This is a genomic window from Streptomyces sp. NPDC055287, assembly GCF_053646035.1.
Genome location: NZ_JBSHNE010000048.1, coordinates 1 through 26,277 on the forward strand (window position 1 = coordinate 1; position 26,277 = coordinate 26,277).

Here is a 26,277-nt window from a genome sequence, read left to right on the forward strand (position 1 = left end):
CCAGCCCCGCACTCCCAGTAACGTCCACTACACACTGAGAGTCACCAAGCACCCCACCTGACCTGCACCGACGTGCTAACTCACCGGCATTGCAGTTCAGAAGGCACTTTCGCGTTCCCGCTCAGATTCCGGGCCCCACACGAAGTGAAACCGCGAGGCTAGCTATGAACGCTCAGGGGCGGCAAAGAGCAGCAGCCAGCGGGGGGATTGTGGCGATCCTCGGCCTGGTAGTCGCCATCATCTCGTACCTTTTTCCCAATGATGGAGGCACCGATAGGGATGAGCCCTCCTCGCCACCGGGTGATGCCATCGTCGAGGATACGAACAGCCGTGCTCCCCGCAGTACCGTGGCTGTCCCGGGAATGCTGCCGAACCACTTTGTAGGGAAGTGGCGTGGGTCGGGAACCGTCACAGTCGTCTATGCCGACGGTGTTACGGCGAAGGAAAGCCTGCCGATCACCATCACTATTTCTGCACCAGATATCCCCGGCAATAAGGTGGGCGATTTCTTCTTTAATTCCGCCTGCGTGGGTGACCTAATTCTTGAACGGTCCACAAGGAATTTGGCGCTTCTGAGGGAGGATTCTTCGGTTACCGGTCCCCCCTGCCTCCCCCTCGGCAAGGTGGAGTTGACGTATCGAGCAGATGGTCAGCTCGATTACGTGCACGATGTGCCGAAGGTTTCTGGACGGCTCGCCCGTGGGTAACACGGCGATCGGGACCTCGGCCTGGGAAGGAGACGTGGCGTCGCGTGCATCCGGTCCCTGGTGGGGTGGGCGCGCGCCTGTCTGAATGGCGGCACGGCCTGAACGAGCCGGGCAGGCCGCGCTGGGCCGCAGCCGGGGCGACCGCCGCGCCCACCAGCAGCCCGCGCAGCTACACCTGCTCAAACCAGGGCGGCGGCCGAACCGTACCGTGAACTGCTCCGGCCTGATCACGGCTCAACAACGTCCTCGCGGCCGGGGGCTGGCTTGGCCGTCCTACGGAGCCGGGCTGATGTCGCCGTTGGTGTTCATGTCGAAGACGCCCTGGGTCTTGCCGTCAACCTTCAGGTGCTTGAGCCAGTGCTTCGAGAGGTTGTGCACGTTCTTGTGCTGCATCTCCCACGGCACCGAATGCCCGGCGCAGGCCAGCTTGACCATCAGCTTGTGGGTGCCCGCGATGGCGTTGTAGAGCGAGGGGACCGAGAAGTTGAGTTCCGGATTTGGGTTGGGTGGCGACGTGTTCACCTGCGTGTCGTGCTCCCCGTACGCGATGAGGACCGGCACGCTGCCGCCGAGGACGCCCGCCTGCGCCGCGGTGGTCTCGTTCCAGCCCCACCGGGCGAAGTTCCTGATTCGGCTGAGCCCTTCAGCCGGCCCCCACGTGCTGCCAACCGGGTCGCATTTCATGATCGCGTCCCACACCACGTCGCGCATCTCGGGTTCGCGCTGGCCCTCGCAGTGCACCTCGTTGCCCCACCCCGTCCAGAATCCCGATTTCGTGCCCAGGAACGTCGGGAAGCCGCTCAGCGGCAGCGAGGCGGGGGCGTTCGACGTGCCCTTGGGCGGGAAGATCGGCGCCAGCAGGAACAGGCTCGACACCTTGCCGGGGTTCTTGACCGCGTACGGCCCCATCGTGAACGCGGCCGCGGACCAGCCGATGAAGGCGACCTTCTCCACCTTGCGCTCTCTGATGATGTACTCCACGACGGTGTGCAGCTCATCCCGGTCGCTGTTCGAGTTGGTCAGCTGGAACGGATAGTTCGGCGGGCCCGGCGTGAAACCCGGAGGTCTCGGCGTCAGAAGGCTCTGCTGGGTGGGGTTGACGTTGCGCGGGTCGTCCATCTTCGGCCGCGGCGACAGCCCCGAGCCCTGGAGGTCCATCATGAAGACGTCGTAACCGGCCTTCGCCAACGCCTCGGCCCAGTTGTACGACTTGTACTCAAGATCGAAGCCCGGGACCACCGGAACGCTCCGGCCGTGGAGCATCAAAACGGCCCTGCGCTCGTCGAGGTGGCCGAGGGACGTGCCGTCGCGCTCCCGCACGAAGAGTTCGACCAGCTGGCCCGCGTTCGCGGGGACGGTGGAGGTGTGGGGTACCGCGTGGTCGGTCAGGGTGACAGGCATGAGGGTCCGTTCTGTGAGTGCGACCGGGGCGTCGTGCCCTGGCTAGGCCAGGCTCGACGCGCGGGCCCGTCCGCGCCACAGCAGGGGGTCCGGCGGTGTGACGTTCACCGCTCCGGGCGGGGGACTTGGGTGCTCGCGCGGCTGCAGTCGCCGTTACGTCACAAGCGGTGCAGCCAGGCGAAGGTTCGCTCGAACATCCAGTGGTAGGTGCCGTGCCGTGTTCTGCGGCGGGCGATCGCGGGCACGATGCCGCGGGCGCGCGGACCTGGTCACGGTAGACGTCGTGGTCGTAGCCGCCGGCCGCCCTGCCCGGCCTGCTGGCTGACTTCGCCGCCCACCCCGACTTGCAGGCTCACATCCGGTCGCGCTTTTTGGCTCCTGCCAGGGTCTGGTCGAGCTGTTCGAGCGCGCTGTCCAGCGCGGGGAAACCGACGTCAGCGTCCCCGTCGATCTGGTCCTGGACACGCTGGCCGGGGCCGTCTTTTTCCATGTCGGGCTCCTCGGCGAACCGGCCGGGCCGCGGCTCGTTACCGAACTGGCCGCCATCGTCGGTCAAGGAATTGAGACCCGATGAACAGCTGGGTCCTGACCGCCGGCATAACCGCCGCGGGAGTCGCCGCGGTCCACATCATTGCTGGTGGACGCGACGTCGTCCGGCCCCTGCTGGCTGGTGATGTGCCTGCCGAACCACGCCGGGTGCTGCACGCCGTCTGGCACATGGTCTCAGTCGACCTGGTCCTGGCCGCGGCCGCGTTGATTTGGCTATCTCTGGCCGACCGGCCCGGTGGCGATGCCATGGCCTGGCTGATCGCCGCCCACTTCGTGGCCTCGGCCGCGTTCCTGGTGGTGACACTGGCGGCCGGCTGGTCGAAGCCGTTGCTGCGACTGCCGCAATGGATGTTGCTCCTGCCGGTGGCGGCACTGGCCGCCGTCGGCGCGGTCTGAACCGCCAAGTGCACAATCTCAGATGGCGGGCTCTGGGAGCGCTGTACCCGGGCGCGCCCGGGCTTCCCGGCGAATGATGGAGGCAGTCGTGCGCCCTAGGTACGGAGGTCCATAGTGGACAATGTTCGAACTCTATTCGAGGTCGATCTTGAAGATATCGATCTACCTGAGTGGGATGCTCTTGGAGAGCTCGTCGAGTGAGTCACCATCGTGCATGGGCGCGGAGGAGCTAGACAGGACAATCCGCAATCGCAGCGTAGTACCCGAGTTCCTACGGCACGCCGCTGCCTGCCCCACGCCAAGCCACATGGAATGCTCTACCTTCCGCAGCATCCTTCGGGACGCCGCGTCTGGCGCCGTGATGCGCCGCGCGCCAGCTCCCGGAGCCTCTGGTCCCGGTGACGGCACGCGAGGAATCAGGTGGAATCCGAGTCGCGTAACGTCGTGATCTGTATCAGTCGGATGAGTCCGCCCGGAATGATCACGTAGTCCGCTGCCGAGGCTATCGCCAGGGCTTGATCTGGAGCTTGCACGGACACCGGATAGTGCAGGGCCACGTCCCGCTGGGCGATATCTCGCTCTAAGGAGACCATATGGCAACGGCCATGGACGCGGGTGCCGTCATCCATCAGCACCTCCACGATGGGATCGGATTCTCCGCGCGGGGTCTGTAACAGGTCAGACCAAATGGTGCCCGGGTGGTTAGAGAAGTTGCTGCCGTTTCTCGTTCGACCTCGTATGTCTCCTAGAACGGCACACGTCATAGCGCTGAAGATAAAGAGCAGGCAGGCGGATCGTGCGAGATGCCAGGGGTGGGACCGTAGATACTTGTTTCCGGACACGATGCCCTCGAGGGTAGCCAGCCCCGGAACAGCTTCGGCGAGCATGAATAGGCTTCCCCCCACGGCCACCGCCACGAACGTGCCCACGGCGAACAGCTCGGCGATCTCGCGTACCGAACCACGCTGCTCTCGTAGGCCACGCCGCTCGTACCGTACGAGGTAGAGGTAGCCAGGCACGGCGACGAAGATTAGGGCCACCAGTCCCATCAGGCTCGACGGCATGCGGCACCTTCCATGGCCGGGGTGGATTGGCTACGGCCGGGAATGGACTGATGGTCACGCAGGTGGTTAAGAATCTGGCCCGGAGGGAGCGGGAGGTCGGTCGGGGTCTGGAGGGGGATCCTGGCGCTTGGCCGTGGTCCAAGCGCCCTTGCGGTACTCCATAGGCTCGTCATCCGGGTCAACACCGATGGTTGGCTGCTTCGCCGGAAATTTACGCGGGCCCTGTTGCACGTCTTCCGATTCCGGCGGACCGGCGGGTGACGTGTGTTCATTTGCCTGTTCATCGTTCAACTTCGAGACTCCCTTCGGTTCATCGGACTCCGTACGCGGTAAAGCCAGCCCAGCGGGGCATCTTCTCTGGTGCGTCGTCTTCGTCCAGCAGCTCTACGGCTGTTCGTCGAGTCGCTTCCAAGGGAGCGCACCCCGCTGCCCTGTGTCCGAACCACTTCTCGGAATAGCGTGACGCGGCACCGGACCATATGGGAATCGGGCTGGCGAGAACGAACCCCGCTCCTGCCTCGTGTAATGCGTGCACCAAGGCGTTCGCTTGGTCACCGCCTAGTTCGAATGGCTCGTCCAGGCTTCCCTCGTCCGGCTCCACGAGGGCTCCGTGGCCGCCGCTGCGATCGGTGGACGCCCGCCAACTGGTGCGGCAGGCTACAAGCACGACTTCCTCGAAGCGCATACGCCCGAGTGAGACTTCGCCAGCCTCGACGCAACCATCCGCCATCGCCACACCACCGCGGAACGGCGCCTCGGGCGCCGCGAAGCCGTGTGTACCAATGCATAGCACGGCGGTCTCTCCGGGGACGCGCGAGCCTGAGTGCAGCAAGGCCCGCAGCGCGGCGGTGTCCGCGGCTCGATCGATGACTGGCGGACCATACAGCCGATCTGGCGTGAGAGAGCTGGAGAGCTTATCCACCAGGCGGTGCACCGGATCGAACTGCCGCTTACCAGTGAGCAGTTCAGTGACGCCGACGAGGGCCACGCGCAGCCGTGCGCAAGGGTGATGGTCCAATGCTGGTATGCAGGCCAGGTTGGGGACGACCCCGATGGCTGTATCGCGGACGAGGTGACGATTCTGGTGGCGGACCACTGTCCATGGCAAGGCGTGCAGTCGGCCGTGCGGTGACAGCAGGCAGGTGCCAGCCGCGGCAATCACGTCAGCGAACGACTCGGGGATGAGGTCGCTCAGATGGATACCGTAGTCGTCCCAAAAGTTTATGGGCTGCGGCTCTTCGCCCGACAACAGCAGACGATGGTACGAATCAAGAGCGCGGTGAGTCTTCTTGGACAACGGTTGTACTGCCATCCGCAGCCCTTCGTCGGCGGTCGCCAGGGCCGCCACAATGGTGTGGCGCTGTTCGTACAGACTCAGCGCGACGCAAGCACCGGCCCGGGTCCCCGATGCATGACTGCCGTACGCTGCCAGGTAGTTGATGAGTGTGGCGGGGTCGAAAGGCGGGTCATGCCGAAGCACTTGCCACCGTGGATCCACGGCACGGATCCGGGTGAGCAGCGTGGCTCGGCGGTGAGAGAGCTGCTCGGCCAAGTCCGACTGCCCCTGGCGCTCAGCGAGTCCGATGCGCTCGGTGAGGTCGTGAAACTCATGCCGGTCCGGCTGTTCGTCAGTGAGCGGTGCAGCCGGACCGGCGGTACGGGCCAGTGCCAATCGAGCGGTGAAAGCTCGCGCCTTGAGCAAGTCGGTCACCAGCGTGGCCAGCTCGGCATTGTCGGTCTCCTGTGCCGCTTGCAGGGCCTCCTCGAACAGTGGTTGGCGGAAGCGCAGGTGCAAGGTGTCGAAGCGGTGACCGAGTGGGCCCCGCAGTAGCCAGTCCGAAGCAACGATTGCCCGGCGGTATGCCTCCGCCGCCGGGCCAGGTGCGCTCAGAGCCCGGTGTACCCGCGCTCGCTCCGTCTGCAAGCTCGCTTCCGCCGCGTGATCAGGATGGGCCTTCAGGTAGACCTCGCCGCGGCGGCACCAAACGAGAGCCTCCAGATACTGGCCGTGTAGTCGAGCGCCTTCGGCGCGCATGCGGCAGTAAACGGCACCTTTAACTCGCTTGAGGTGCGCTCGCATGGACGTCGTGTCCCCGCCGGAGTCACAGCCGACGGGAGCCGTCCCAAACAGTGGCGCAGCGCGGTCGAGCCAGCGAACCGCCTGCTCCGGCTGTTTCTGGCCCAAGGCGCAAGCGGCGAGTTGCAGCATGCCTATTTCGGTCAGGCCTTGCTGCTCGTAGTGCGGCATGAGCATCAGGTACGCCTTCTCAGCCTCTGCAGGGTGCCCTGTATCGCGCAGAGCGCCGGCTTTTGTATCGAGCACCTGCTGATAGACGGTCGAGGCTGCGAGTAAGTGACCGGCTGAGGCCGATTCTCCCTGCCGGGTCAGCTCCCTGAGGGCGGCCTCGTCGAGCAACGGTCCGTGTGGCAACAGCTCTCTCAGTTCCCGCTCCAGAGGCGCTTGAACCTTCAGAAGCCGTCTCTCAACCGGTCATGGAACGTGCAGGTCGAACAGGGGTCCTGGTCGGGTGATCTTCCGGCTGTTCGCGCATGAGGGCAGGGCCTCTCGGTAGCTCGGGGATGCGAATCTGACCGAGCGATGCCGGGAGGCCCTGTTGTCGTTGTTGTACGCGCCCACGCCCACCGAGTTCAACTCGTCCGTCGTGTCGTGCGATTGCCTCGCGCACGTGTATGGCAACGCGGCCGATCATCCGGACCGGGAACGCCGGTATCCCTCGGACATGTCGGACGCGGAATGGATGGCCGTCCGGCCGCTGTTGCCGGTGCCGGCCTGGCTCCAGGGGCGGGGCGGGCAGCCCGAGGGCTACTGCCACCGCCAGATGCTGGACGCGATCCGCTATCTGGTCGCGGGCGGGATCTCCTGGCGGGCGATGCCCGCGGACTTCCCGGCCTGGGGGCGGGTCTACGCCTTCTGTGCGCCGTGAGGCGCTTCGTTGTATCCCCGACTCACTCGGGAGGAACTTGGAGGAATGTTTCTGGGTCGCCTGACTTACCTGGAGGCGAAAGCCGAAGGGGACAACAGCATGTCAGGAAAGCGGTGGCCGTCTGGAGGTATCCAGGGCGGAGAGCCGCAAGACCCGCGCGATACGGCCAAGGCTGGATTGCTTGAAGCCCAATCTCCAGCGGCAAAAATAGAAACTCACCGGAACGATACCTGAAACCGGTGCCCTTTCCTTGCCGGGCTCTGAAGAACGGGTTCGTACGGCAACCTCCAAGGAGAGGGGCGTCGCCCAGTGAGGGCGGTCAAGGAGATGAGTGGGCGGCCTACGTCGCGCTCGATACGTACAGCGAAGACGTACCACGGGATCGCCTACGGGGCGCGAGCCCTACGGCGACGGAGTGCCCATAGTAGTCGCCGGAGTTACGACCGGCCATGAAGTCCGGGAAAGCCGGAATGAGGGCGAAGGGGCACAGGTGAACTCGGCGTCCAGTAAGGGGAGGTATGCGCAATGCAGAGCGCCGAAACGGTGCTGGACGTCATCCGGGAACGCGGCAGGCGAAGCCTGCCGTTGGAAAGGATCTACCGGCAGCTGTTCAATCCGCAGCTCTTTCTGATGGCCTATGGGCGCATCTACCGGAATTCCGGTGCGATGACGCCTGGGGTCACCGGGGAGACCGTGGACGGCATGTCACGGGCGAAGATTGACACGATCATCGGCACACTGCGGTCGGAGTCGTATCGATGGACGCCCGTCAAGCGGGTCTACATTGACAAGAAAGGCGGTGCGAAGAAGAAACGCCCGCTTGGCCTGCCTACGTGGTCGGACAAACTGGTCGCCGAGGTCGTACGTCTGTTATTGGAGGCGTACTATGACGTCCAATTCTCCGATCGCTCTCACGGGTTCCGCCCCAAGAGGGGCTGTCACACCGCGTTGCAGGACGTGGTGAAGTACTGGACCGGAACGCGCTGGTTCATCGAGGGAGACATCTCCGACTGCTTCGGCAGCCTGGACCACGAGGTCATGCTCGCGATCCTCGGGGAGAAGATCCACGATGGCCGGTTCCTGCGGCTGATCCGGGCCATGCTCAGGGTCGGGTACTTGGAAGACTGGCGGTGGAACGCCACGCTGAGTGGGGCTCCCCAAGGCGGTGTGGCATCGCCCGTCCTCTCCAACATCTATCTTGACAGGCTCGACCAGTTCATTGAGCAGAAGCTGCTGCCGGAATACAACCGCGGCAGAAAAAGACGGCATCATCCCGAGTACCATCGGCTCGACAGCCGGATGTACTGGGCGAAGCGACGCGGAGATCGCGCCGCAGTACGGCAACTCCGGCTCCAAATGCGGAGCCTTCCGAGCAAAGACCCTTATGATCCAGGCTTTCGGCGCCTACGGTATGTCAGGTATGCCGACGACTGGCTGCTCGGTTTCGCTGGGCCCAAGCACGAAGCCGAGGAGATCAAGGCGCGGATCACAGCATTCCTTCTGGATGAACTCCGGCTGGAACTCTCCGAATCCAAGACCCTGGTCACGCACGCCACCAGCCAGGCGGCGCGCTTCCTCGGCTATGAGGTGAAAGCTCAGCGATGCGACACGAAGCTCACGGGACCACGACGCTCCATCAACGGTGCCATTGGGCTTTTCTTGCCACGCAAGGTAATCCGGCAGCGTTGCGCCTCCTACATGGGTGGCGGGAAACCGAAACTCCGTGGTGTGCTTCTCCACGACAGCGATTTTTCAATCGTGGCGACATACCAAGCAGAGTACCGGGGACTCGTGCAGTACTACCTTCTCGCCCAGGACGTCACCCGCCTAAACCGCCTGCAATGGGTGATGGAGACCTCCATGCTCAAGACACTGGCATCGAAGCACAGATCGACCGTCACGAAGATGGCCCGCAAGTACAAGGCGACCATCGACACCCCGGACGGCCCTCGAAAATGCTTTGAAGTCATCGTCGAGCGCGGAGGTGAGAAGAAGGCGCTGGTTGCCCGCTTCGGCGGCATCCCGCTCAAACGGCAGCGCGCAGCGGTAATGGCCGACCGAGAGCCGTTGAAACCCAACCACATCAGCACCACCGAGTTGGTGAAGCGGCTCCTCGCGGACTGCTGCGAGACATGCGGATCAACGAGCCGGATTGAGGTCCATCACATCCGGAAACTCGCCGATCTCAAGCAACAGGGCCGAGCCGAGCGCCCCGTGTGGGTGAAGTTGATGGCAATGAGACGACGTAAGACCCTGGTCGTCTGCCGGCCTTGCCACGAGGACATCCACGCGGGACGAGCAACCTCATCCACCCGGAAAAGATCACTGGAGAGCGGTGTGCTGGGAAACTAGCCCGCACCGTTCGGGAAGGGGCCGTCGGAAAAGGACCCGGGCCACGGGCACCTCGTCGGCGGCCTACTTCACTCCGCCGCTGGCGCGAGCACGGGCTGATCAGCGAGTTCCACGACCGGCTGCGCGGACGGGTGCGTGAGCGGGAGGGCCGTGAGGCGGAGCCGACGGCCGGGATCATCGATGCGCAGTCGGTGAAGGCCGCGGCCTCGGTGCCGTCCGTCTCGCGCGGCTACGACGGCGGGAAGAAGGTGGGTGGTCGCAAGCGGCACATCGTGACCGACTGCCTCGGTCTGCTGCTGGTCGTCGCGGTGACCGCCGCGAACGTTGGAGACCGGGAAGCCGCGGTGGGCCTACTGCAGCGGCTGCGCCGCCTGCACCGTGAGATCACCCTGGTCTGGGCCGACGGTGGTTACACCGGCGATCTGGTCGACTGGTGTCGTCAGAAACTCGCGTTCACCCTGGAGGTCGTCAAACGCACTGACGACATGCGGGGGTTCGTGGTGCTGCCGAGACGCTGGGTGGCAGAGCGCACGTTCGCGTGGTTGATGCATTCGCGCCGGCTGGCCCGGGACTACGAGACATTGCCGGCCAGCAGCGAGGCGATGATCCGGTGGTCGATGGTCACGCGGATGAGCCGGCGTCTGGCACGGCCACCGGCCGCCCGCCGGCGCTGAACATTCCCGATGTCTCCTGCACGAGCCACCCGCGGTCCGCCAGACGCCTGGCCTTCGACCGCACCCCTTCGACCTTCGCCGGCGTCGTCTCCAGACCCAGCTCCACCGCGATCTCCCTGGCCTTCAGCGGTCCTTGACCCGCCCGGGGCCGCTCCTCCAGCACACCCAGAATCCGCTGGTAGTCCGGCGCCAGCACCGTCACCGGCAACCCGTCCCGCCACGGCGGCACCGTCGAGCCCGGCACCGGCGCGGGCACCGTTTCCTGCTCAGCCTCGGCCCCGGTCACGGCGGTGGTTTCGGCAGCCGAGGCTGCCAGGGCCTCGACCAGCTCTTCCCGCGCGATCACCCGCCGGTCCAGCTCGATCTCAGCGGCCTCCAGCACCCCGGCCAACCGGGCGACTTCCTCCCGCAGCCCTTCCACCCGAACCCGGGCCGCCGTCTCCCGCCCCTCCAGCATTCCCAGCACCGACGCCATCGCGCACCCCTCGATCACGGAGCGGAAACAAGACGCCGCAGGCCTCCCTCATTCCGAGCTAGACCATGCCTGACCAGCGGAAAACAAGCGATCATGTTCGGTTGAGATACGGCTTCTGAGGTTCCGACGGCGACCCATCTGCCTGGAGCGGCCTTCCTGGTTGCTCTCGTCCCGACGAGGACCCCGATCTGGAGCCGACCGTCCGCATCTATGTCGTCCCGTACGAGATCACGTACTGGGGCGTGGAACAGGTTGCCGACCAGGTGGAGCGCAGTGGCATCGCGTTCGAGCAGAGTGAACCTAAAGCAGTGGAATGATCACCCAGTGGCTGGTGACTGAGGTTGCGCTTCAAGCCGCATAGGACGTGCCCGAGGGCGGCACCCCGGTGATCTCCCGGGTTAGGCTCCCGCGCATGAACAGCGAGAACCCGCAAGCAGACCGGTTCATCGGCGAGTTCCAGGAGCTCAAGCACGGCCGGTCCGACGGCCCTTCGCTCCGTGCTGCCATGCGCGATCACGCAGGCCCGGACGAGCTCCGCCTCGTGGAGTATCTGCGCTCGGGCTCGACCCTCGCCGCCACTGGGGCTAGCGTTCACGACGTTCTGAGTCCCGGCCGCGAGCTGATCGACGGACTGCATCTACTGACCGACGGGCGATGGTTCTGGTACTCAGACCTCGCTCACTATGTCGAGCTGTACCACGTCGCCTTGGACGAGCGGTTCGTTCAGCATGCACGAGACCAGAACTGGGCTGCACCCCCGCTGACCACTGCTGAACTCATCGAGATCGGAGAGACCCTCTTCGACGGTGACAGGGCCTGACCCGGCGCCTGGAGATCCTGACGGCGGCCTGCGGCGCATCAGTCCCCGGCCCGGCGGTGTGGCCGGTCAGTCCATTCGCTAGCGGCTGATACCAGCAGCTAGCTATGGTGGTAGGCATGGGAAAGCAGACGAACATCCGACTGGACGACGCCGTCAAGGCAGCCGCCGAGGAGCGGGCCAAGCGCCGCGGCCTGAGCCTCCAGGGGTACGTGGCCGATTTGATCGAGGCCGACGTGAACCAGTCACGCGCCGCTTTCATGGCCGGCGCCGCGGCATTCCTGGCCGCGTACACGGACAGCTTCGAGACGGAGCTCGGTGAGGACCGCTACCCCGGTCTCCCGGAGGGACTGGCCGCGACCGCGCCGAGGAACGCGGCGTGAACCTGCGAATCGACCTCGCCTGGATCCTGGCAGTCGCACAGCAGATCCCGGGAGACCCCCAGGTCGTCGACTACGGCGTGCCGGTTGCAGCAGAAGCACGTCATCGGGCGGAGGTCCTCGACCGTGAGGTCTACCCCGAGCCCCATCACAAGGCCGCTGCGCTGCTGTGCGAGCTGGCGAGGAACCCCAGCCTGGAGGCCAGGAACCTGCTGTTCGCGGCCACGGTGACTGCCGCCTACCTGTCGGCGTGCGGCCTCCCGGTCAGCCCCGGCCAGGACACCGTTCTCCCCTTGGCCCGCGCGGCTAGGGACGGGCTTTCCGTGCGGGAGGTCGCCGCTCAGATCAAGACCTGGACGAGCTGATCCACTGGCCACGGACACCCGCAGCTGCGGCGCGGCGTAGGCCTGCTGGCCACAAACAATCACGAGGCTTCCCGCAGAAGGGCAGGCACCGGGCCGACGCGGCCCCAGAGCCTGATCCTCCCGGGCCAGGTGGTCACCGGCTGGTGGCAGACCCCGACGATGCCTGGCAGCCGGTGCGCTGTGGCACCGGCTCGTAGTGACGTGGGAGCTGGAGATCCACGCCCCCAGCCCCCAGGACGCCGCCCAGCGGGCCTACGACCAATTCAAGGGGCACGGCACAGGGGACTGCTTGCTACCCGTCCTGGAGGTCACCGGGCCGGGCCGTGATGATCGCCAGCCGCGGGGAACGCCGAAGCCCAAGCCTGATCCGACCGCCCCGGCGTTCGCGCCGTCTCCCTGCCCTGCTCACCGCCCCCCCGGGCCCCGTGTCCGCCCCGCCGTTGTGGGGCCACAGGGCGTCCACCGTCTCCGCGTGCCTCACTTTCGTCTACTTCTGCACCAACGACACGAGGCGAGGCCGGCCAGCCTTATGTGGTGGGAGTGATCACGGAGCGCTGAACCTCCAGGATGACCGCCGTACCGGCTACGGATCGGTCCTCATGCATGGTGATTACCTGGCCGGGCTGAAGGTGTCGCCACTGGGAGGCATCGAGAGGAGCGAGTCGTACCGAGGCTCGCCCACCGGGCTCCAGGAAGGGTGTGAACTCCACCCAGAGCCGCGCGATGTTGAGCTCCGTCTCGCCGGTCGGGGTTCGGTTTCCGATGTTCCACATCGGGCGCAGGACGCCAGCTCCGGCAATGTGCGTCTGTCGTCGGGCATCGGCAGCCGGGCGGAGGGTGAGGTCGGCTCGGACGATGCCGTGTCGGGTCTCATAGCTGCGCCAATGACACCAAGCCGCGCTGGCCTCAAGCCGCATCTGCTCGGCGGCGGTGGCCAGGGTCTCCCAGAAGCTGAGTGGAAGGGGCTGGACGTCACCGAGTTCCTCCAGCAGGTCGAGAGCCACTTCCCACTCATCGTGAGTGAGGTACTCCCAGACATCGTTCACCGTGATGTCGTTCTCAGTCGCGATCTCCTCAGGAACCAGCAAGGAAGCGGCTTCCAGCAGCTTGGGGACGTCCATGCCCTGATTCTGGACCTCCTCTGCCGCAAGGCAGTCACTGGGGGATACCCGGTACGACCACCACGTTCGTGCAGTGAACAGACCAGATGCGGCTCTGCTGGTACGAGCTGCTCGCGTGCTTCGCGACGATGCCCTCGATCTGCGGGTCGTGCAGGCTCTCGTACCAAAGGAGCGCAGTCTCGGGATCGTCGGTCGCCGGTACGGCCTGAATCGGCGGCCGCACGTCCGCCAGCACATCCAGGAGCAGCGCCCGGCGCTCCACGGACGTCCTTGCCGAACCCGAGTGGGCCGATCTCCTCACGCCCGCCGACCGGCGCGGCCTGACCCCGCTGTTCTGGTCCCACGTCCGCCCGTACGGAGATCTCGACATGGACACCCGCCTAGACCTTGCGGCGGTTGCTGTTGATCCCCACACATCGACTGATGCAGACGCCCGGAGCACCGCAGAACAATGATTGGCACTGTGCGGACTTCCGCAGACGAGGCCAACAGGCAGGAAATAGTGAGGGCCGAAAAGCGCCCCGCCCCGACCGAGCCTTGAGCGAAGATGAAGAGATGACGATTAAGCGCGTGGTGTTGGTCGTGACGTGCGTGGTAATCGCCGTCCTGGGGTGGGCGTCCGCCGTCTCGCAATGGGAGACAACGAGCCGGATCGCGACAGTGGCCTCCGCTCTCGCAGGTGTGGCAGCGGTAGGCATCGGGATCTGGGCAGCGCTCCCTGGCGCCAGCCACTCAGCCATCGTCGTTCGCGAAACCAGCACCGCCAAGACAGCAGGCAAGGGCAACGCGGTCACGGGCTATCACGGGAGCGGATCTGCGAACCCCGTCACGTAGAGCGGACCGGCGATGCCGAAGCGACCGGAGACGGCGACGCCATCAGCGGGTACAGCGAGAAGTAACCCAGGGCATCAGCAGGGGGAGCGGTATGGCGGGACGGCGGGGTACCGAGGTTCGGGACACAGGTCAAGCGACTTCCGGGCCAGCAGGAGTATGGATCAGCGGATACCACAGCGGCGACATCACGACCGTGCACGTGCATGGGCGGGAGCCGGTCCCCTGGCCGCACCAGGTCGGTGTCATTCCCCGCGAAGCAGCGGCCTTCCAGGGACGAGACGAGACCGACCAGCTGCGGGCCGCGGTGACTAGCAGCGGCACCGCGGTGCTGTGCCAGGTGCTACGCGGCACCGGCGGCGTCGGCAAGACCCAGCTCGCCGCCCACTACGCCCGGCAGGCGTGGATTGGGGGCGAATTGGATGTGCTGGTCTGGGTCAGCGCCAGCAGCCGCCCCGCCATCGTCTCCGCATACGCCCAGGCTGCCGAAGAACTTCTCGCCCTCGAACCTGGTGACCCCGAGCGATCCGCACAGGCGTTCCTGAGATGGCTTGAACCTAAGCCGCCAGGATCCGAGCCCGCGTGCCGATGGCTGGTCGTCCTGGACGATGTCGCCAACCCCGTTGACGTGACCGGGCTGTGGCCGACGAAGAACCCACACGGCCGCACGGTGGTCACCACGCGCCGGCGCGATGTCGCTCTGCCTGGCCATCGGATCGACCTCGGGGTATTCACTCCAGATCAGGCAGTCGCCTACCTGACTGACTTCCTTGCCGAGCACGGACGGCACGATGACCCGGACGAGATCCGTGCGCTGGCCCAGGACCTTGGCCATCTGCCGCTAGCCCTCTCGCAGGCTGCTGCCTACATCGTCGATGCCGGCATTTCGATCGGCTGCTCGCGATGTACCCACCGGCAGTGCCCCAGCTACCGCCGTCGGCTCGCCGACCGCGCAACCAACCTCGCTAGCATGCTGCCCGAGCCCGGCACGCTGCCGGACGACCAGGGCGCCACCCTGGGCGCTACGTGGTCGCTGTCGATCGAACGCGCTGACAACCTCAACCCCGCCGGTCTCGCCCGCCCCGCGCTTCAGCTCGCTGCCATGCTGGATCCGAACGGCATTCCCCAGAGCATCCTGATCAGTGGGCCTGCCCGAGCCTATCTCGCTCAGCACCGCGCCCAGGCTGTAGCCGAGCAGAGCACCGCGGATGAAGTGACGGAGCTGGACGTGTGGGGCGCACTCCGTGCTCTGCACCGTCTGAGCCTCATCGACCACGATCCCGACTCTCCACAGCAGTCAGTGCGCATTCACCAGCTCATCCAACGCGCCACCCGCGACACTCTCAGTCCTCAGGACCGTAGCCAGACCGTCCGTGCCGCCAGTGACGCCTTACTCGAGGACTGGCCCGACCCTCACCTCCCGCTGGCTCAGACCCTGAGAGCCAACGCACAAGCCGTCATCCACTGCGCTGGAGACGCCCTATTCAGCGGGAGTAAGCACCATCACCTGCTTATGCACGTTGGCGTTAGCTTGAGCAAGGCGGGCCAGTTCACCGCTGCCGTGAGGCACTTCCAGGATCTGGTGGACAGGGCTCGGGCATCTCTCGGTCCGGACCACCCTGAGACCCTGGATGCTCGGGACAACCTTGCCGCGAACCGAGGACAGGCTGGCGATGAACCGGTGCGGTAGAGGCTCTAGCTGAGCTTCTGACCGACCGGCTGCGGATCCAAGGACCCGACCATCCTAACACTCTGAACGCTCGCATCGGTCTTGCTCGATGGCGGGGCGAGGCTGGAGACGCGGCCGGAGCTGCGGAGGCTTTCGCCGAACTGCTCACCGACCACCTGCGGATCCAAGGACCCGACCACCCAAGCACTCTGAACGCTCGCACCGGTCTTGCCCGATGGCGGGGACAGGCTGGAGACGCGGCCGGAGCTGCCGAGGCCCTAGCCGGACTGCTCACCGACCAGGTGCGGATCCAAGGACCCGACCATCCCAGCACTCTGGAAACTCGCCACGGCATCGCGGAATGGCGCGGGAGCGCGGGGGATGCCGCCGGAGCTGCGGAGGCTTTGGCCGAGCTTCTGACAGACCGGGTTCGGGCTCTCGGCCCTGACCACCCCGAGACCCTGAACGATCGGTCCTGTTTGGCAGGGTGGCGGGGCGAGGCTGGAGACGCGGCCGGAGCTGCCGAGGCTTTCGCTGAACTGCTCACCGACCAGCTGCGGATCCAAGGGCCCGACCACCCAAGCACCTTGCGGGCCCGCCTTGGGATGGCCGTCTGGCGGGGCGAGGCTGACGCGGCTGGAGCTGCCGAGGCCCTGGCCGAACTGCTCACCGACCACCTGCGGATCCAAGGACCCGACCATCCAGACACCTTGGGAGCCCGCTATTGGCTGGCCCGCTGGCGGGGCGAGGCTGGAGACGCGGCCGGAGCTGCCGAGGGCCTGGCCGAACTGCTCACCGACCACCTGCGGATCCAGGGGCCCGACCACACCGACATGTTGCGTACGCAGAACGAGCTTGCTTACTGGATGGCTATTCGGCGGGGCGAGGCTGGAGACGCGGCCGGAGCTGCCGAAGCCCTGGCCGAGCTATTGGTTGTCCGGATGCAAAAGCATGGGCCCCACCATCACAGCACCCTGAGAACGAAAGACCAGCTCGCCCACTGGCGGAGGCGGGGCGCGGGGGCCGCCGCACACGCTGAGCCGAACCCCACCTGACTCCCAACGGCTTCACCACTACGTCGTCGTCCCCCTTGGCCACCCGTTACGCCGGCGCCGACGTCGCCAAGGAGCTGGGCAAACCCACTCGCATCTCCCGCAAGGCGCGCCCGGCCACCCCCGCTCGACCCCTGCCCGTCCCGCACCCGCGGGGCGGGCCGTCCGCGTGCCCGGCCCCCGCCCCGACGACCTAGGCCCCCCGGGGTGCAGCCACCACGCGCCCCCGGGGGCGCCCACTCCTCGTGCGCTGGCACGCGCGCCAGCTCCCGCCCGCGCCCCCTTTGGGCCGCGCCGCCGCCCCCTGGCCGCGCTCCCTCCGCCCGGCAGGCCGGCGGGTTGCGCGCCTTGGCCGCCCGCTCGAGAACGTCAGGCCAACCGCAGACGTACGCCACCGGCCCCGCCCGGACCGCTACGCCTTCACCCCTCTCTTCCTCCCAGGCCGGAGCGAAGAGAGGGGTGCACCGGCCCCGTGACCACGTGAACGAGGAGACGCATCATGCTCGACACCTTCTGGGCAGTGATCGCCGAGCAGCTCAAGGAACTTCGAACCGCCAAGAACGCGGACGACGTCCTGCGCATCCTGGCATCCGACTCCAGGACAGCCCCCGGATTCTTCGGCGGCTCCGGGGGAGACGAGACCGTCAACGCCGCCCTGCACGCCGGGCTGGACAACCATCTGGGCGGAGTCCTCGATCTACTACACGATGCGCGCCCCCGACGGATCGGTGATTACCTACATAGAGGGAGACGTCTACCGGGGCGACTGCCACGGCAGGAGCCCCGACCAGGACGACGCACCCGCCAACTGACCACCGAGCACCGCGCGTACAAGGCCCACCCCGCCCCGGGGTGGGCCTTCGCGTTTGCCGTACCCGAACCCACCGCACGCGCCCCGACCCGTGCCCCGCCCCGCCGAACCGAGCCGCGCCGTGCGAGGGCAACGCCTGCGCCCCGCGGCCGGGGTTGCCGCTCTAGCCGGCCGCGCCCCGACCCTGTCACCACCCGCCGCACCACACGCCCACCACCGCGGCCCCGTGCGGCCCCCTGAACATCCCCTCCCGGAAGGCAGCCCCGGCATGTTCCTGCACCTGACCACCCTCCTCAACCTCGACCAGGAGCCGATAGGCACCGTCGACGCCCAGTTTGTCGGCGGCGCCCGCACCAACACCTTCATGATCGTCGCCACCGACCCCGACCACACCGGCGACCAAGTCGCCCTCTACTCCTACGGCCCCTTCGCCACCGACGACGACGCCCGCGCCTGGGCCGCAGCCCACCTCACCCCCTACAGCACTTACACGGTCGCCCCCCTCGCCACCCCCTACACCAACGCCGAGGTCAACACCGAACTCCGCACCCCGCTCCACCACTCCACCACCGCGCCCCGGGCCCGCGCGGACACCATCGCCGCCTACCTCACACCGCACGACCTCACCCGCCTGCGCCACAACACCCGCTCCGACACCGCCCGTCAGGGGTTCACCGCCCGCGAGATGGAGCACCCCGAACTCGGCCCCGTCGTCGAACTCACCGCGCTCGGTCCCGACCCCTACCGGCGCGAGCGCGACCACAGCCGCATGAGGACCGTGCTGCGCCACGACTACCCGCGCTTCGAGGTCACCGACCAGGACACCCGTCTCCTGGTGCGGCGCCTGTCCGATGCCGAGCTCCACGACCGCGCCGACCAGGCCGCCGCCCGCGTCGCCCCGCACCTCGCCGCCCTCACCACCAGCACCCCGCCGCCCGCGCCCGCCGCGACCCGGACGGCCGCCGAGACGGCCGACGCCCTGTTCCACGCAGTCCTGGACGCCGCCCGCGAGACGGCATCCGGTGCCCCCGACGACCACGACCACGACCACGACCGCGACCTCATGCTCCAGCTGCCGGACATGGCCCCCCGTGACGCCCTCACCGCCCTCAAGCAGGTGTTCCTACCGCCCGCCCTGTCCGGTCCGCTCGCCGACGCTCTTGCCGTCCTCGCTCCGCACACCTACGCCCCCCAGACGGACTGAACCCGCCCGCCCCACGTCCGGCCGGTCCGCCACCATCCTCCTGCTCCCGCTGCGCCCGCCGGGGGTGCAGGGCGGCGGCCCCCCGGCCCACCGCCTGGCTCGGCCGGCCGGGTTGCGGGGGTTGGCGTCCGCCCAGCCATCCTCACCCCTAGCGGCCCCGAGCGGAGCAGTGACCATCCCCCTGCTCCCTCGGGCCCGCACCCAAGGGCGTTCGCACGCCCCCCAACCGAGCCTCGACGACGGGACGTTCCGTGCCTTCCGCTGCCCTCCGACCGCACGCCCTCCCCCCGCGCACCCTGACCCGCCTGACGCCCGCCGACTGCACCGCCACCCAGTGGTCGCCGGCGCAGGCGAAGGCCAGCGCCGAGAACCGAGTCCTGGCCTTCATCGCGAACGGCCTGCACCCCGACACCTTCACCGACGACCTGTACCGCACCTGCTCACAGCACCTGTTCGCCCACATCGCGCACTTTGTCTTTGACAGGGTGAAGCAGAGCCGGTGGGGCAGCGAGAGCGGGAGCCACTGTTCCGGCAATGAGATTGGGAGCCACCCGGTGTGACGATCTGTGACATGCCGCTGATGGCGTAATCGAACCTGTGGGCTGTTTGGTCGGTCACGCTGCGATCCTTTGGTCACGGTTGTGTCAGGAGTCCGTGGGTGTACAGGTCGTGTGAGTGGATCTCTCAGCGGATCCGCCGTGACCGTCGGTTAAATCGTCGGTCTCGGGCCGGGCGCTCGCCCAGCGATACAGGGTGTCGCGGTACACGTCGGCGAAGGCCCTGTCATGTCCGGTGCACTCCGGTGCGGCGGGCGGCCCGCTTGAAGAGAGGAACCACCGCCATGTACGAGTCCGGTAGGCAGCGCCCCTACGAGGTGGCCGTCGCCACCCCGCCCGCCGCCGTCGACCCGGTGGCCGAAGCGATGGCGCAGGCCCGCGCGCTCCAGATCCTCGCCGCCTCCACCGGCACGGTGGAGCTCTCCGGCGAGCGGGAGCCGATGGTGTGGGTTCCCGCGCCGGGCAACCAGTTCATGGCCGTGCCGCGCGAGATGCTGCCCGCCGGCTACCTCCACCAGGCGTCGATGCCCGCCCCGCAGCAGCGGGACCTCACCCTGGTCCCGCTCATCTACCCGCGCGCCCAGCTGGTCGCCGCAGGTGGCATCTGCGCCGGGGCCGCCGGAACCGGGATCGGCTGGGGCCCGCAGCTGACGTTCCCCGCGCTTACGCCCAGTCGACGCCCAGTTCAGTAAGTGCGGCTCGCTGGGGGGCGGTGAGTTTGTCCCGGCGGGTCTTGGTGTTGGAAAGCCAGATGCCCAGCTTCACGACGTGTTCCTGGTCGTCGATGACGACCTGCTCGGTGTGCGCTCGCGGCACGGCATGGGTCCCTTCGCGCTGGACGTATTGCGTCAGGGCGGATACGCCTCGCTGGAAGGCCGCAGACACCCTCCCCGGTCCACCCGGGCCTTTCCGGGCTGGCGCGGGAGAGGGCCGTTCAGCAGGCTTGATGCCGAGTCCGGTCAGCCGTTCCTGCTGCTCGGTGGAGAGCTGTGCCCAGGTGCTCGCCTGCCGCTGCCGCTCCAGCCACCTCCCCAGATCATCGCCCTCGAAGAGGACGCCGGGCTGGATCTGGGGGAGGGTGCCGTCGGCGTCGACCAGGTCGCGCAGTACGGCGTAGTGGCGCTGCCAGTCCAGTGGCCAGGGGCAGTGCCAGTCCGGGTCGACGGTGGCGAGTTGCGCGGCGCGCTGTTCGGCCCGTTCAGGGTCTTTGCCCAGGCCGCCTTTCCTGCGCAGGTTGGCCATGTGCTGCCCGACCGGCACCAGCTCGCTGTCGCCCCTGGCCACAGAGGGCGTCCTGCCGGGGAGCAAGATGGTTGTGGGCGCGGTTGTAGCTGCGAAGGGCCGAGAGCTTGGTCTCCCACGCTTCATCGCCCGGTTCCCACACCATGCCTTCGTCGTCCAGCTGCTCCTTGCGGTGCTGTTCCAGTTCGCCGGCGCGGTACGCGCGCCTCTGCTGGTGCACCCACCTGCCCAGCGGAAAAGCGTTCGTGACCCCGACTTCGGCCTCAACGTCGTACGGCACGGCGTACAGCCCGGTGATGCTGTTCTCGGTCCGCCAGCGGCGCAGGGCCTGGAACCCTTCGAGTCAGACGAGGGACTCCGGCCGGTAGACCCGGGTGCGCAGGAAGGCGGCGATCGTCGCAGGGTCGCGCGGGCTGGAGAAGTGCAGCAGCGCGGACGCCACCGCGCCCTGCGTCTCGTCCTGGTTCTGGCCCTCGCCGCCGGCCCCGACGATCTGTTCGTCGTCATCGCGCTCGACGTGCACCGGTTTGGCCCGCGGGCTGCGTGAAAGGGCGCGGAGGGGTCCTGGCTCGTGAGCCGGCCGAGTCCGTTCCTCCGACTCCACCGCCCGAGGAGATGACCGGATCGCCATGGCCAACAGGGCACCGGTTCGCCGACCGTATCCGGGACAGGCATGCCACCGTCCACACGCTGCTGGCGGCTGGCCACAGTCGGCGCTCGATCGGCCGCCAGCTCCACATGACTCATCGCACCGTCAAACGCCTGGCCGACGCCACAGCCCCCGAAGACCTCTTCCAGGGGCAGTGGCAAAACCGCCCCACTGTCCTCGACGAGTTCAAGCCCTACCTGGACGACCGCTGGAACCAGGGATGCACCAATGCCTGGGCGCTGTGGGAAGAGATCATGCCGTTCGGCTACAAGGGCAGCTACCAGCGAGTTCGCGCATACCTGCGGGAGAAACGCCTCTCACCTGGACTCGTCACTGCCCGGCCGCCGACTCCTCGGACTGTCTCCGGGTGGATTCTGCGGCACCCCCAAAGCCTCACAGAGAGCGAACAACTCCGGCTGAAGGCCGTACTGGCCCACTGCCCGGAACTGGACGCCCTCACCAGGCACGTCCGGTCCTTCGCCCGAATGCTCACCGAGCGGGAGGGCGAACGGCTGACGGAGTGGCTCGACGCCGTCCGGCATGACGACCTGCCCACCATTCACACCCTCGCCGACGGCATCGACCGCGACCGCGAGGCCGTCACCGCCGGCCTCACCCTGCCCTGGAGCTCAGGCGTCGTCGAAGGCCATGTCAACCGCATCAAAATGCTCAAGCGCCAAATGTTCGGCCGCGCCGGATTCGAACTCCTCCGCAAGCGTGTCCTTATGGCCTGACACTGAGTCACCGTCGCTGGTCTGTTTTTGGGTCGTGGTATGACGGGTTGCGAACCGCGGGGCAGAGTCCTAGCGGCGACGTGCGATCCCGCAGGACGCCGCGGTTCAGGAAAGGGGCAGGCCTTGGTTGACTGGGGAATCGTGGCCTCAAGCGCAGGAAGCGTACTGGCTACGCTCACTGGCGTTGTTGTTGGTGCGATGCTCACTAACCGCTCTCAGAAACAACATAAGACGCGGGATCGGCAAATTGATGCGTGCGCTGCCGTAGTTACCGAGTCCACGCGGGTCCAAGTTGCGATTCGGCGTGCCTGGAAGGGAGGCGGAGCAGTCGACTGGACAGCTTGGAACATCGCGTTGGGCACCATCTGGCTGGTTGGTAAACCGCCAATGGTGACCGCAGCGGCGCGCATGGATGAGGTCTTTTGGAGGCACAGCAATCAGTTCATCCAACGCGAGACCGCTGATGAGATGGCCTGGGGAAGAGTCAGAGACCTTATGGAGGCCGCGCGTCTCGATTTTATTAATACTGCAAGGGACATGCTTGCAGCTGGCGAGCCCATGACCGAGGCGCCAGTGCGCCGTCCTCCGCTGTCCGACCCCCAGGAACCGGCCAGTGGTGGCAGCTGATACCACTCGCACAGGACGATCGAGCGCCAGGTATCGATCGCGCTAGATTCGATCACCTTCGAAAGGTGCGTCCTCATGACCTGACACAGAGTGACCGCATCACGGAATTAGCGCCAGAACCAAAACTGGTTCTGGCTCACTTTCCGTGGAGGTGAACGCTGAGTGATGGCTGTCGGGAGAGTGGGCCCCGGGGAAGTTGCCCGGAATTGACCCGTACCGGGTGCGGTGTGGCTGACAGTTCGGCCCGTGGAAGAAGTGGTGCTCCGGCTGGAGAAGTTGCTGTTCCCGTCGATCGACGACGTGGCGGTGCTGTCGGTCGACGTGAACGACGAGGCGGTACACATAGAAGCCCCTAGCACAGTGGCTGGGGCCATCTGTCCCGGATGCGGGAGCTGGTCACGGCGGATTCACAGCTCCTACCTGCGCTTTCCCGCTGATGTGCCCAGCGGAGGCAGATGGGTCGCTCTCTGCTTGCGCGTCCGCAGGTTCCTGTGCCCGGTCATCTCGTGCGGGCGGCGGACCTTCGCCGAACAGCTGCCAGGGTTGACCCGTCGGTACGGTCGCGTTCGACCTCGACTCGAACAGGCGTCACCTGCCCCGATGCGTCGCCTTGATGCTGCGTGTTGTCTTCAGCCACGAGCCCAAGGATCACACCAGCGCCCGGTGCGTGACGAGCGACACCGACAAATTGCCGCCTCGTGTCCTTGGCCTCGTGGCTTGGTCCACTTGCGGGTCAGTCCCGTGCCGGCGCCCAGGCGTCTTCGTCTCGCGGGACGCCACCAGCGCACGGCCCCGCATGAGCGACTAGGGGTGCGCCGGGACCTTCTCGCTCGCCTTCTCGGCGGCCGGCTCGGGCGCCGACGCGGCATCGGCGGCCGCGGGCGCGGTGTACATCACCGAGTTCTGCTTGTTCTCCTTCTCGATACTCCCCTTCTTGACGAGGCTTTCCAGGCTGTTGCGCACCACCTGGATGGAGGTCGACCGGCCGTGCTTCTGGGCCAGTTCGGCGTGGACCTCGCGGGCCAGGTGCGGATGCCCAGGCTGAGCACGCAGAAGGCCCAGAACAACCTCGTGCAGCGGCGGCACAGCGTTCTTCGTGCCCTCGGCGACTGCCTTGGCCGCCTTCTTCACCGGCGCCTTGATAGTGACCGCCTTCTTCTTCGGCGCGGCCGCCCCCTTGGCCGACGCCTTAGTGCGCGCAGCCCTCTTCTTGACACCGGAAGGAGCGGCAGCCACCTTCGATTCCTGCCGCGGCCGCGGCACAACCCGGGGTGCGGCAGCCTCGGCCGGTGCACCAGACTCCTCGGCCACGGGTGCGCTCTGCTGCTGCGCCACCAGCCAATTCTCATCGCTCTGCAGTTGCTTCAGACGCTCCCGCAGCTCCGCCTGCTCCTCACGGTTCGCCTTGAGATCGGCGGCATACTGCTCCGCGTACCTGCTCTGAATGGGGGCGTTGTCCGGCTTCTCGGCCACAGCAACTCACTTTCCTCGTACCTGGTTGTTGCCGCCGGATGCTACCCACCCTCAGTGGTTGTGGTTGCCTTCCTGCGCGATCTGCACTCCTGCGGGTACATGGGCTCCAGGGCCGAACTCACTGTCCTGCGTGCAATGGTGCTGCGGTCGTCCGCCACCCGGGCGACCGGAACCAACCCCGGCGACAGCCCGCCAGACACCCGGCACAACCATCCTCTGCCCTGCGGTACCGGGGGAGGGGCGCGACCCGGCTGCGGCATAGGCTCGTGGGTGAGGCGGGGCCTCGATGGGGGAGGGGACGAGATGACGAGTTCGAGTGCGCAGTGGGGTGAGGGCGCGGCCTGCCGGAGCTCCGACCGGGAAGAACTGTTCGCAGACGCCACGCGGCAGAACCGGGCCAAGACGGTATGCGCCGGGTGCCCCGTTCGTACCGAGTGCCTCATCGAAGCCCTCGACAACCGCATTGAGTTCGGGGTGTGGGGCGGCATGACCGAGCGCGAGCGCAGAGCACTGCTGCGCCGCCGCCCCCATGTGACATCGTGGCGGCAGGTGCTGGAAGCGGCGCGATCCGCTCACGAGCAGCCCCGGGCAAGCTGATGGAGGCCGGCCACGCACCGCTGACGGTTTCCGTGCGACGGCTTCCTTCTCCGCCCTGACCCAGGGCCGAGCCACCGGCCAGATGTCGGCTTGAGTACGGGGGTGGGCGCATCGCAACGCGGGAGGCGGCCGCTAGGCTGGCGGAGCCGATGGTCAGGGCTCCCTGGCCCCGTGGGGCCCGCGAGTGAGATCCGGGCCCCACAGCCGTCCCCAGGAACAACCCGTCCGCGGCCGGTCTCAGCCTCTCGGCCGGATATCTGTCGTCAGGCCCCTTTGTCCTCGTCTCCATCAACGGCCCCAGCTACCGGCTGAAGAACTGGCTCTCCAATCGAACGCGACACCGACGTGGTCTGATCGCAGTTTCAGGGCTTCCACGTCAGCAGGCGACAGGCGGGTGAGGAGCGTGGTCAATGGGACGTCGTCGAAGGCACCGCGCATCAGTCGATCATGCGTTCTCGCCGGCCCAAACGGCAAGGAGCCCTCGACCGGCACCGTGACGGCCACCAAACTGAGCACGTTCATCCGTACCTGGCTGAGCACTACTGCAACGAGTACGCCGACAACAGCCGGCCCGCTCCAACGCAGACTGACCGCGCACGGGCCCCGAGCCCCATGCGCCCTGACGACTTTGAGCAGAGCCGTGGGGATCCACGCCGCAGCTCAAGGGCCGTGCGGGCCCGGGACCGTTGCTCTCTGGTGACGAGCGGTTCCGCGGTGTAGCGTTCTGGCAGATGTCGTGGTTCGCAGTACCTGCCCGCGCTCCGGTGCGGGCATTTTGCTGTGCAGCACAAACCACGGCACCTCCGGGACCGCGCGGTGCGGGTCCGGATATCAACGGAAGGCAGCAGCATGGCCAGCGGAACCGTCAAGTGGTTCAACGCCGAAAAGGGCTTCGGCTTCATCCAGCAGGACGGCGGCGGGCCGGACGTCTTCGCGCACTACTCCAACATCAACGCATCTGGCTTCCGCGAGCTCCAGGAAGGCCAGGCCGTCACCTTCGACATCACGCAGGGCCAGAAGGGCCCGCAGGCGGAGAACATCACCCCCGCCTGATCCCGTAGGCGAGATCATCCAGGCCCTCGGAGCGCGCTCCGAGGGCCTGCCGCATACCCGGAAGCGGCACACGCGGGCCTGCCCGGGGGTTCGGAGCGCGGGGGATGCGGCACCCGCTCATGCTGCGATGTGTGCGGCCCTGCGCAACGTGCGAATGAAAACGCAGGGCCGCAGCCGCCAGTCCTGTCAAAGAAGCGGCCTTACGCCAGACCGTACGACGACTGGCATCCCACAGCACGCTGAGCCAGCTGAACGGGCGCGTCGGCCTTTCGGCTGCGGCGCTCGGGGCTCTGGCTTTGTTCACGACTTCCGGGTTCTGGCACAGATCTTGGGGAGTCGTCGCGGAGCGTCATCGCAGCGTTCGATTGTGAGTGGCTCATGAGACGGCCGCGTGCCCTGCCCGTTTCCCCAGGACCCGTCCACGAGCCGGGGAGTCGGCGAGAGGCGGCCGGGTCGGGTCCGGCGGTAGTCGATCTTGACGTGCCCGACGTGTGTGGTGTCGAGTTGACGGTGAGAAGTGGCACCAGCGCAT

The 26,277-nt window shown here is 66.9% G+C and carries 24 protein-coding genes and 3 pseudogenes; 18 read left to right on the forward strand and 9 right to left on the reverse strand.

The features are described 5' to 3' along the window. The first annotated feature begins 209 nt into the window (after nucleotides 1-209). The gene (locus ACWIHY_RS35560) at nucleotides 210-707 is read left to right on the forward strand and encodes a hypothetical protein (protein ID WP_454380554.1); all 498 of its coding nucleotides are present in this window, start codon (nucleotides 210-212) and stop codon (nucleotides 705-707) included. A 273-nt stretch (nucleotides 708-980) separates the two neighbouring features. On the opposite strand, the gene ACWIHY_RS35565 is transcribed toward ACWIHY_RS35560, so the two are convergent. Both ACWIHY_RS35565 and ACWIHY_RS35570 read right to left on the reverse strand, forming a co-directional pair. Continuing rightward, nucleotides 981-2,108 carry an alpha/beta fold hydrolase gene (locus ACWIHY_RS35565; protein ID WP_454380555.1) on the reverse strand — a complete coding sequence of 376 codons (1,128 nt, stop codon included), beginning with the start codon at nucleotides 2,106-2,108 and terminating at the stop codon, nucleotides 981-983. A gap of 167 nt (nucleotides 2,109-2,275) precedes the next feature. Next, nucleotides 2,276-2,403, reverse strand: a pseudogene (locus ACWIHY_RS35570) (IS5/IS1182 family transposase); the annotation flags it as partial. Nucleotides 2,404-2,505: 102 nt separating this feature from the next. Here ACWIHY_RS35570 and ACWIHY_RS35575 point away from each other — a divergent pair. Together ACWIHY_RS35575 and ACWIHY_RS35580 are read left to right on the forward strand one after the other, a co-directional pair. Then, nucleotides 2,506-2,682, forward strand: coding sequence for a TetR-like C-terminal domain-containing protein (locus ACWIHY_RS35575; protein WP_454380587.1), 177 nt, complete (start codon nucleotides 2,506-2,508; stop codon nucleotides 2,680-2,682). Further along, nucleotides 2,679-3,053 carry a hypothetical protein gene (locus ACWIHY_RS35580; protein ID WP_454380556.1) on the forward strand — a complete coding sequence of 125 codons (375 nt, stop codon included), beginning with the start codon at nucleotides 2,679-2,681 and terminating at the stop codon, nucleotides 3,051-3,053. The genes ACWIHY_RS35575 and ACWIHY_RS35580 overlap by 4 nt, the downstream gene beginning before the upstream one ends. 416 nt (nucleotides 3,054-3,469) lie before the next feature. Here the strand turns inward: ACWIHY_RS35580 and ACWIHY_RS35585 are convergent, their stop codons facing one another. Beyond that, on the reverse strand, nucleotides 3,470-4,117 hold the full coding sequence (locus ACWIHY_RS35585; protein ID WP_454380557.1) for a DUF6338 family protein: 648 nt from the start codon (nucleotides 4,115-4,117) through the stop codon (nucleotides 3,470-3,472). Nucleotides 4,118-4,427: 310 nt separating this feature from the next. After that, complete coding sequence (locus tag ACWIHY_RS35590; protein WP_454380558.1) at nucleotides 4,428-6,533, reverse strand: CHAT domain-containing protein; 2,106 nt, start codon at nucleotides 6,531-6,533, stop codon at nucleotides 4,428-4,430. 325 nt (nucleotides 6,534-6,858) lie between these two features. Here ACWIHY_RS35590 and ACWIHY_RS35595 point away from each other — a divergent pair, with 325 nt between their 5' ends. The 3 genes from ACWIHY_RS35595 to ACWIHY_RS35605 all read left to right on the forward strand — a co-directional run bounded on the left by ACWIHY_RS35595 (nucleotide 6,859) and on the right by ACWIHY_RS35605 (nucleotide 10,088). Beyond that, the gene (locus ACWIHY_RS35595) at nucleotides 6,859-7,062 is read left to right on the forward strand and encodes a transposase (protein WP_454380559.1); all 204 of its coding nucleotides are present in this window, start codon (nucleotides 6,859-6,861) and stop codon (nucleotides 7,060-7,062) included. A 525-nt stretch (nucleotides 7,063-7,587) separates the two neighbouring features. Beyond that, nucleotides 7,588-9,414 (forward strand): reverse transcriptase domain-containing protein, encoded by a 1,827-nt coding sequence (locus ACWIHY_RS35600; protein ID WP_454380560.1) that lies wholly within the window; start codon nucleotides 7,588-7,590, stop codon nucleotides 9,412-9,414. Beyond that, a complete protein-coding gene (locus ACWIHY_RS35605) occupies nucleotides 9,333-10,088 on the forward strand; it encodes an IS5 family transposase (protein ID WP_454380561.1) in 756 nt (251 codons plus the stop codon). Before ACWIHY_RS35600 ends, ACWIHY_RS35605 begins: the two co-directional genes overlap by 82 nt. On the opposite strand, the gene ACWIHY_RS35610 is transcribed toward ACWIHY_RS35605, so the two are convergent. Next, complete coding sequence (locus ACWIHY_RS35610) at nucleotides 10,036-10,563, reverse strand: hypothetical protein (protein WP_454380562.1); 528 nt, start codon at nucleotides 10,561-10,563, stop codon at nucleotides 10,036-10,038. The two genes, ACWIHY_RS35605 and ACWIHY_RS35610, sit on opposite strands and share 53 nt — an antisense overlap. Before the next feature lie 412 nt (nucleotides 10,564-10,975). Between ACWIHY_RS35610 and ACWIHY_RS35615 the strand changes: the two genes are divergently transcribed. The 3 genes from ACWIHY_RS35615 to ACWIHY_RS35625 all read left to right on the forward strand — a co-directional run bounded on the left by ACWIHY_RS35615 (nucleotide 10,976) and on the right by ACWIHY_RS35625 (nucleotide 12,125). Further along, the gene (locus tag ACWIHY_RS35615) at nucleotides 10,976-11,383 is read left to right on the forward strand and encodes a hypothetical protein (protein WP_454380564.1); all 408 of its coding nucleotides are present in this window, start codon (nucleotides 10,976-10,978) and stop codon (nucleotides 11,381-11,383) included. 116 nt (nucleotides 11,384-11,499) lie between these two features. Next, nucleotides 11,500-11,763, forward strand: a complete 264-nt coding sequence (locus ACWIHY_RS35620; RefSeq protein WP_454380565.1) for a hypothetical protein — start codon at nucleotides 11,500-11,502, stop codon at nucleotides 11,761-11,763. Beyond that, on the forward strand, nucleotides 11,760-12,125 hold the full coding sequence (locus ACWIHY_RS35625; RefSeq protein WP_454380567.1) for a hypothetical protein: 366 nt from the start codon (nucleotides 11,760-11,762) through the stop codon (nucleotides 12,123-12,125). The genes ACWIHY_RS35620 and ACWIHY_RS35625 overlap by 4 nt, the downstream gene beginning before the upstream one ends. A gap of 527 nt (nucleotides 12,126-12,652) precedes the next feature. Here ACWIHY_RS35625 and ACWIHY_RS35630 read toward each other — a convergent pair. Together ACWIHY_RS35630 and ACWIHY_RS35635 are read right to left on the reverse strand one after the other, a co-directional pair. Continuing rightward, on the reverse strand, nucleotides 12,653-13,246 hold the full coding sequence (locus ACWIHY_RS35630) for a hypothetical protein (RefSeq protein WP_454380568.1): 594 nt from the start codon (nucleotides 13,244-13,246) through the stop codon (nucleotides 12,653-12,655). A 34-nt stretch (nucleotides 13,247-13,280) separates the two neighbouring features. Then, on the reverse strand, nucleotides 13,281-13,508 hold the full coding sequence (locus ACWIHY_RS35635; RefSeq protein WP_454380569.1) for a hypothetical protein: 228 nt from the start codon (nucleotides 13,506-13,508) through the stop codon (nucleotides 13,281-13,283). A gap of 765 nt (nucleotides 13,509-14,273) precedes the next feature. Between ACWIHY_RS35635 and ACWIHY_RS35640 the strand changes: the two genes are divergently transcribed. The 5 genes from ACWIHY_RS35640 to ACWIHY_RS35660 all read left to right on the forward strand — a co-directional run bounded on the left by ACWIHY_RS35640 (nucleotide 14,274) and on the right by ACWIHY_RS35660 (nucleotide 20,062). After that, the gene (locus ACWIHY_RS35640) at nucleotides 14,274-15,767 is read left to right on the forward strand and encodes an NB-ARC domain-containing protein (protein WP_454380570.1); all 1,494 of its coding nucleotides are present in this window, start codon (nucleotides 14,274-14,276) and stop codon (nucleotides 15,765-15,767) included. A gap of 281 nt (nucleotides 15,768-16,048) precedes the next feature. Beyond that, the gene (locus tag ACWIHY_RS35645; protein WP_454380572.1) at nucleotides 16,049-16,801 is read left to right on the forward strand and encodes a hypothetical protein; all 753 of its coding nucleotides are present in this window, start codon (nucleotides 16,049-16,051) and stop codon (nucleotides 16,799-16,801) included. 1,076 nt (nucleotides 16,802-17,877) lie between these two features. Continuing rightward, nucleotides 17,878-18,813, forward strand: a complete 936-nt coding sequence (locus ACWIHY_RS35650) for a hypothetical protein (RefSeq protein WP_454380573.1) — start codon at nucleotides 17,878-17,880, stop codon at nucleotides 18,811-18,813. 251 nt (nucleotides 18,814-19,064) lie between these two features. Then, the gene (locus tag ACWIHY_RS35655) at nucleotides 19,065-19,373 is read left to right on the forward strand and encodes a hypothetical protein (protein ID WP_454380574.1); all 309 of its coding nucleotides are present in this window, start codon (nucleotides 19,065-19,067) and stop codon (nucleotides 19,371-19,373) included. 281 nt (nucleotides 19,374-19,654) lie between these two features. Next, on the forward strand, nucleotides 19,655-20,062 hold the full coding sequence (locus ACWIHY_RS35660; protein ID WP_454380575.1) for a hypothetical protein: 408 nt from the start codon (nucleotides 19,655-19,657) through the stop codon (nucleotides 20,060-20,062). Here ACWIHY_RS35660 and ACWIHY_RS35665 read toward each other — a convergent pair. Continuing rightward, nucleotides 20,034-21,168, reverse strand: a pseudogene (locus ACWIHY_RS35665) (helicase associated domain-containing protein); the annotation flags it as partial. The gene ACWIHY_RS35660 and the pseudogene ACWIHY_RS35665 sit on opposite strands and share 29 nt — an antisense overlap. 182 nt (nucleotides 21,169-21,350) lie before the next feature. Here ACWIHY_RS35665 and ACWIHY_RS35670 point away from each other — a divergent pair. Together ACWIHY_RS35670 and ACWIHY_RS35675 are read left to right on the forward strand one after the other, a co-directional pair. Further along, nucleotides 21,351-21,995 (forward strand): transposase, encoded by a 645-nt coding sequence (locus tag ACWIHY_RS35670; protein ID WP_454380576.1) that lies wholly within the window; start codon nucleotides 21,351-21,353, stop codon nucleotides 21,993-21,995. A 987-nt stretch (nucleotides 21,996-22,982) separates the two neighbouring features. Continuing rightward, a pseudogene (locus tag ACWIHY_RS35675) lies at nucleotides 22,983-23,108 on the forward strand (transposase family protein); the annotation flags it as partial. 318 nt (nucleotides 23,109-23,426) lie between these two features. Here ACWIHY_RS35675 and ACWIHY_RS35680 read toward each other — a convergent pair. Continuing rightward, nucleotides 23,427-24,095, reverse strand: coding sequence for a hypothetical protein (locus tag ACWIHY_RS35680; protein ID WP_454380577.1), 669 nt, complete (start codon nucleotides 24,093-24,095; stop codon nucleotides 23,427-23,429). A 303-nt stretch (nucleotides 24,096-24,398) separates the two neighbouring features. Between ACWIHY_RS35680 and ACWIHY_RS35685 the strand changes: the two genes are divergently transcribed. Beyond that, nucleotides 24,399-24,692, forward strand: coding sequence for a WhiB family transcriptional regulator (locus ACWIHY_RS35685; protein ID WP_454380588.1), 294 nt, complete (start codon nucleotides 24,399-24,401; stop codon nucleotides 24,690-24,692). Nucleotides 24,693-25,541: 849 nt separating this feature from the next. Beyond that, nucleotides 25,542-25,745, forward strand: coding sequence for a cold-shock protein (locus tag ACWIHY_RS35690; RefSeq protein ID WP_069934205.1), 204 nt, complete (start codon nucleotides 25,542-25,544; stop codon nucleotides 25,743-25,745). Nucleotides 25,746-26,277 lie beyond the last annotated feature (532 nt).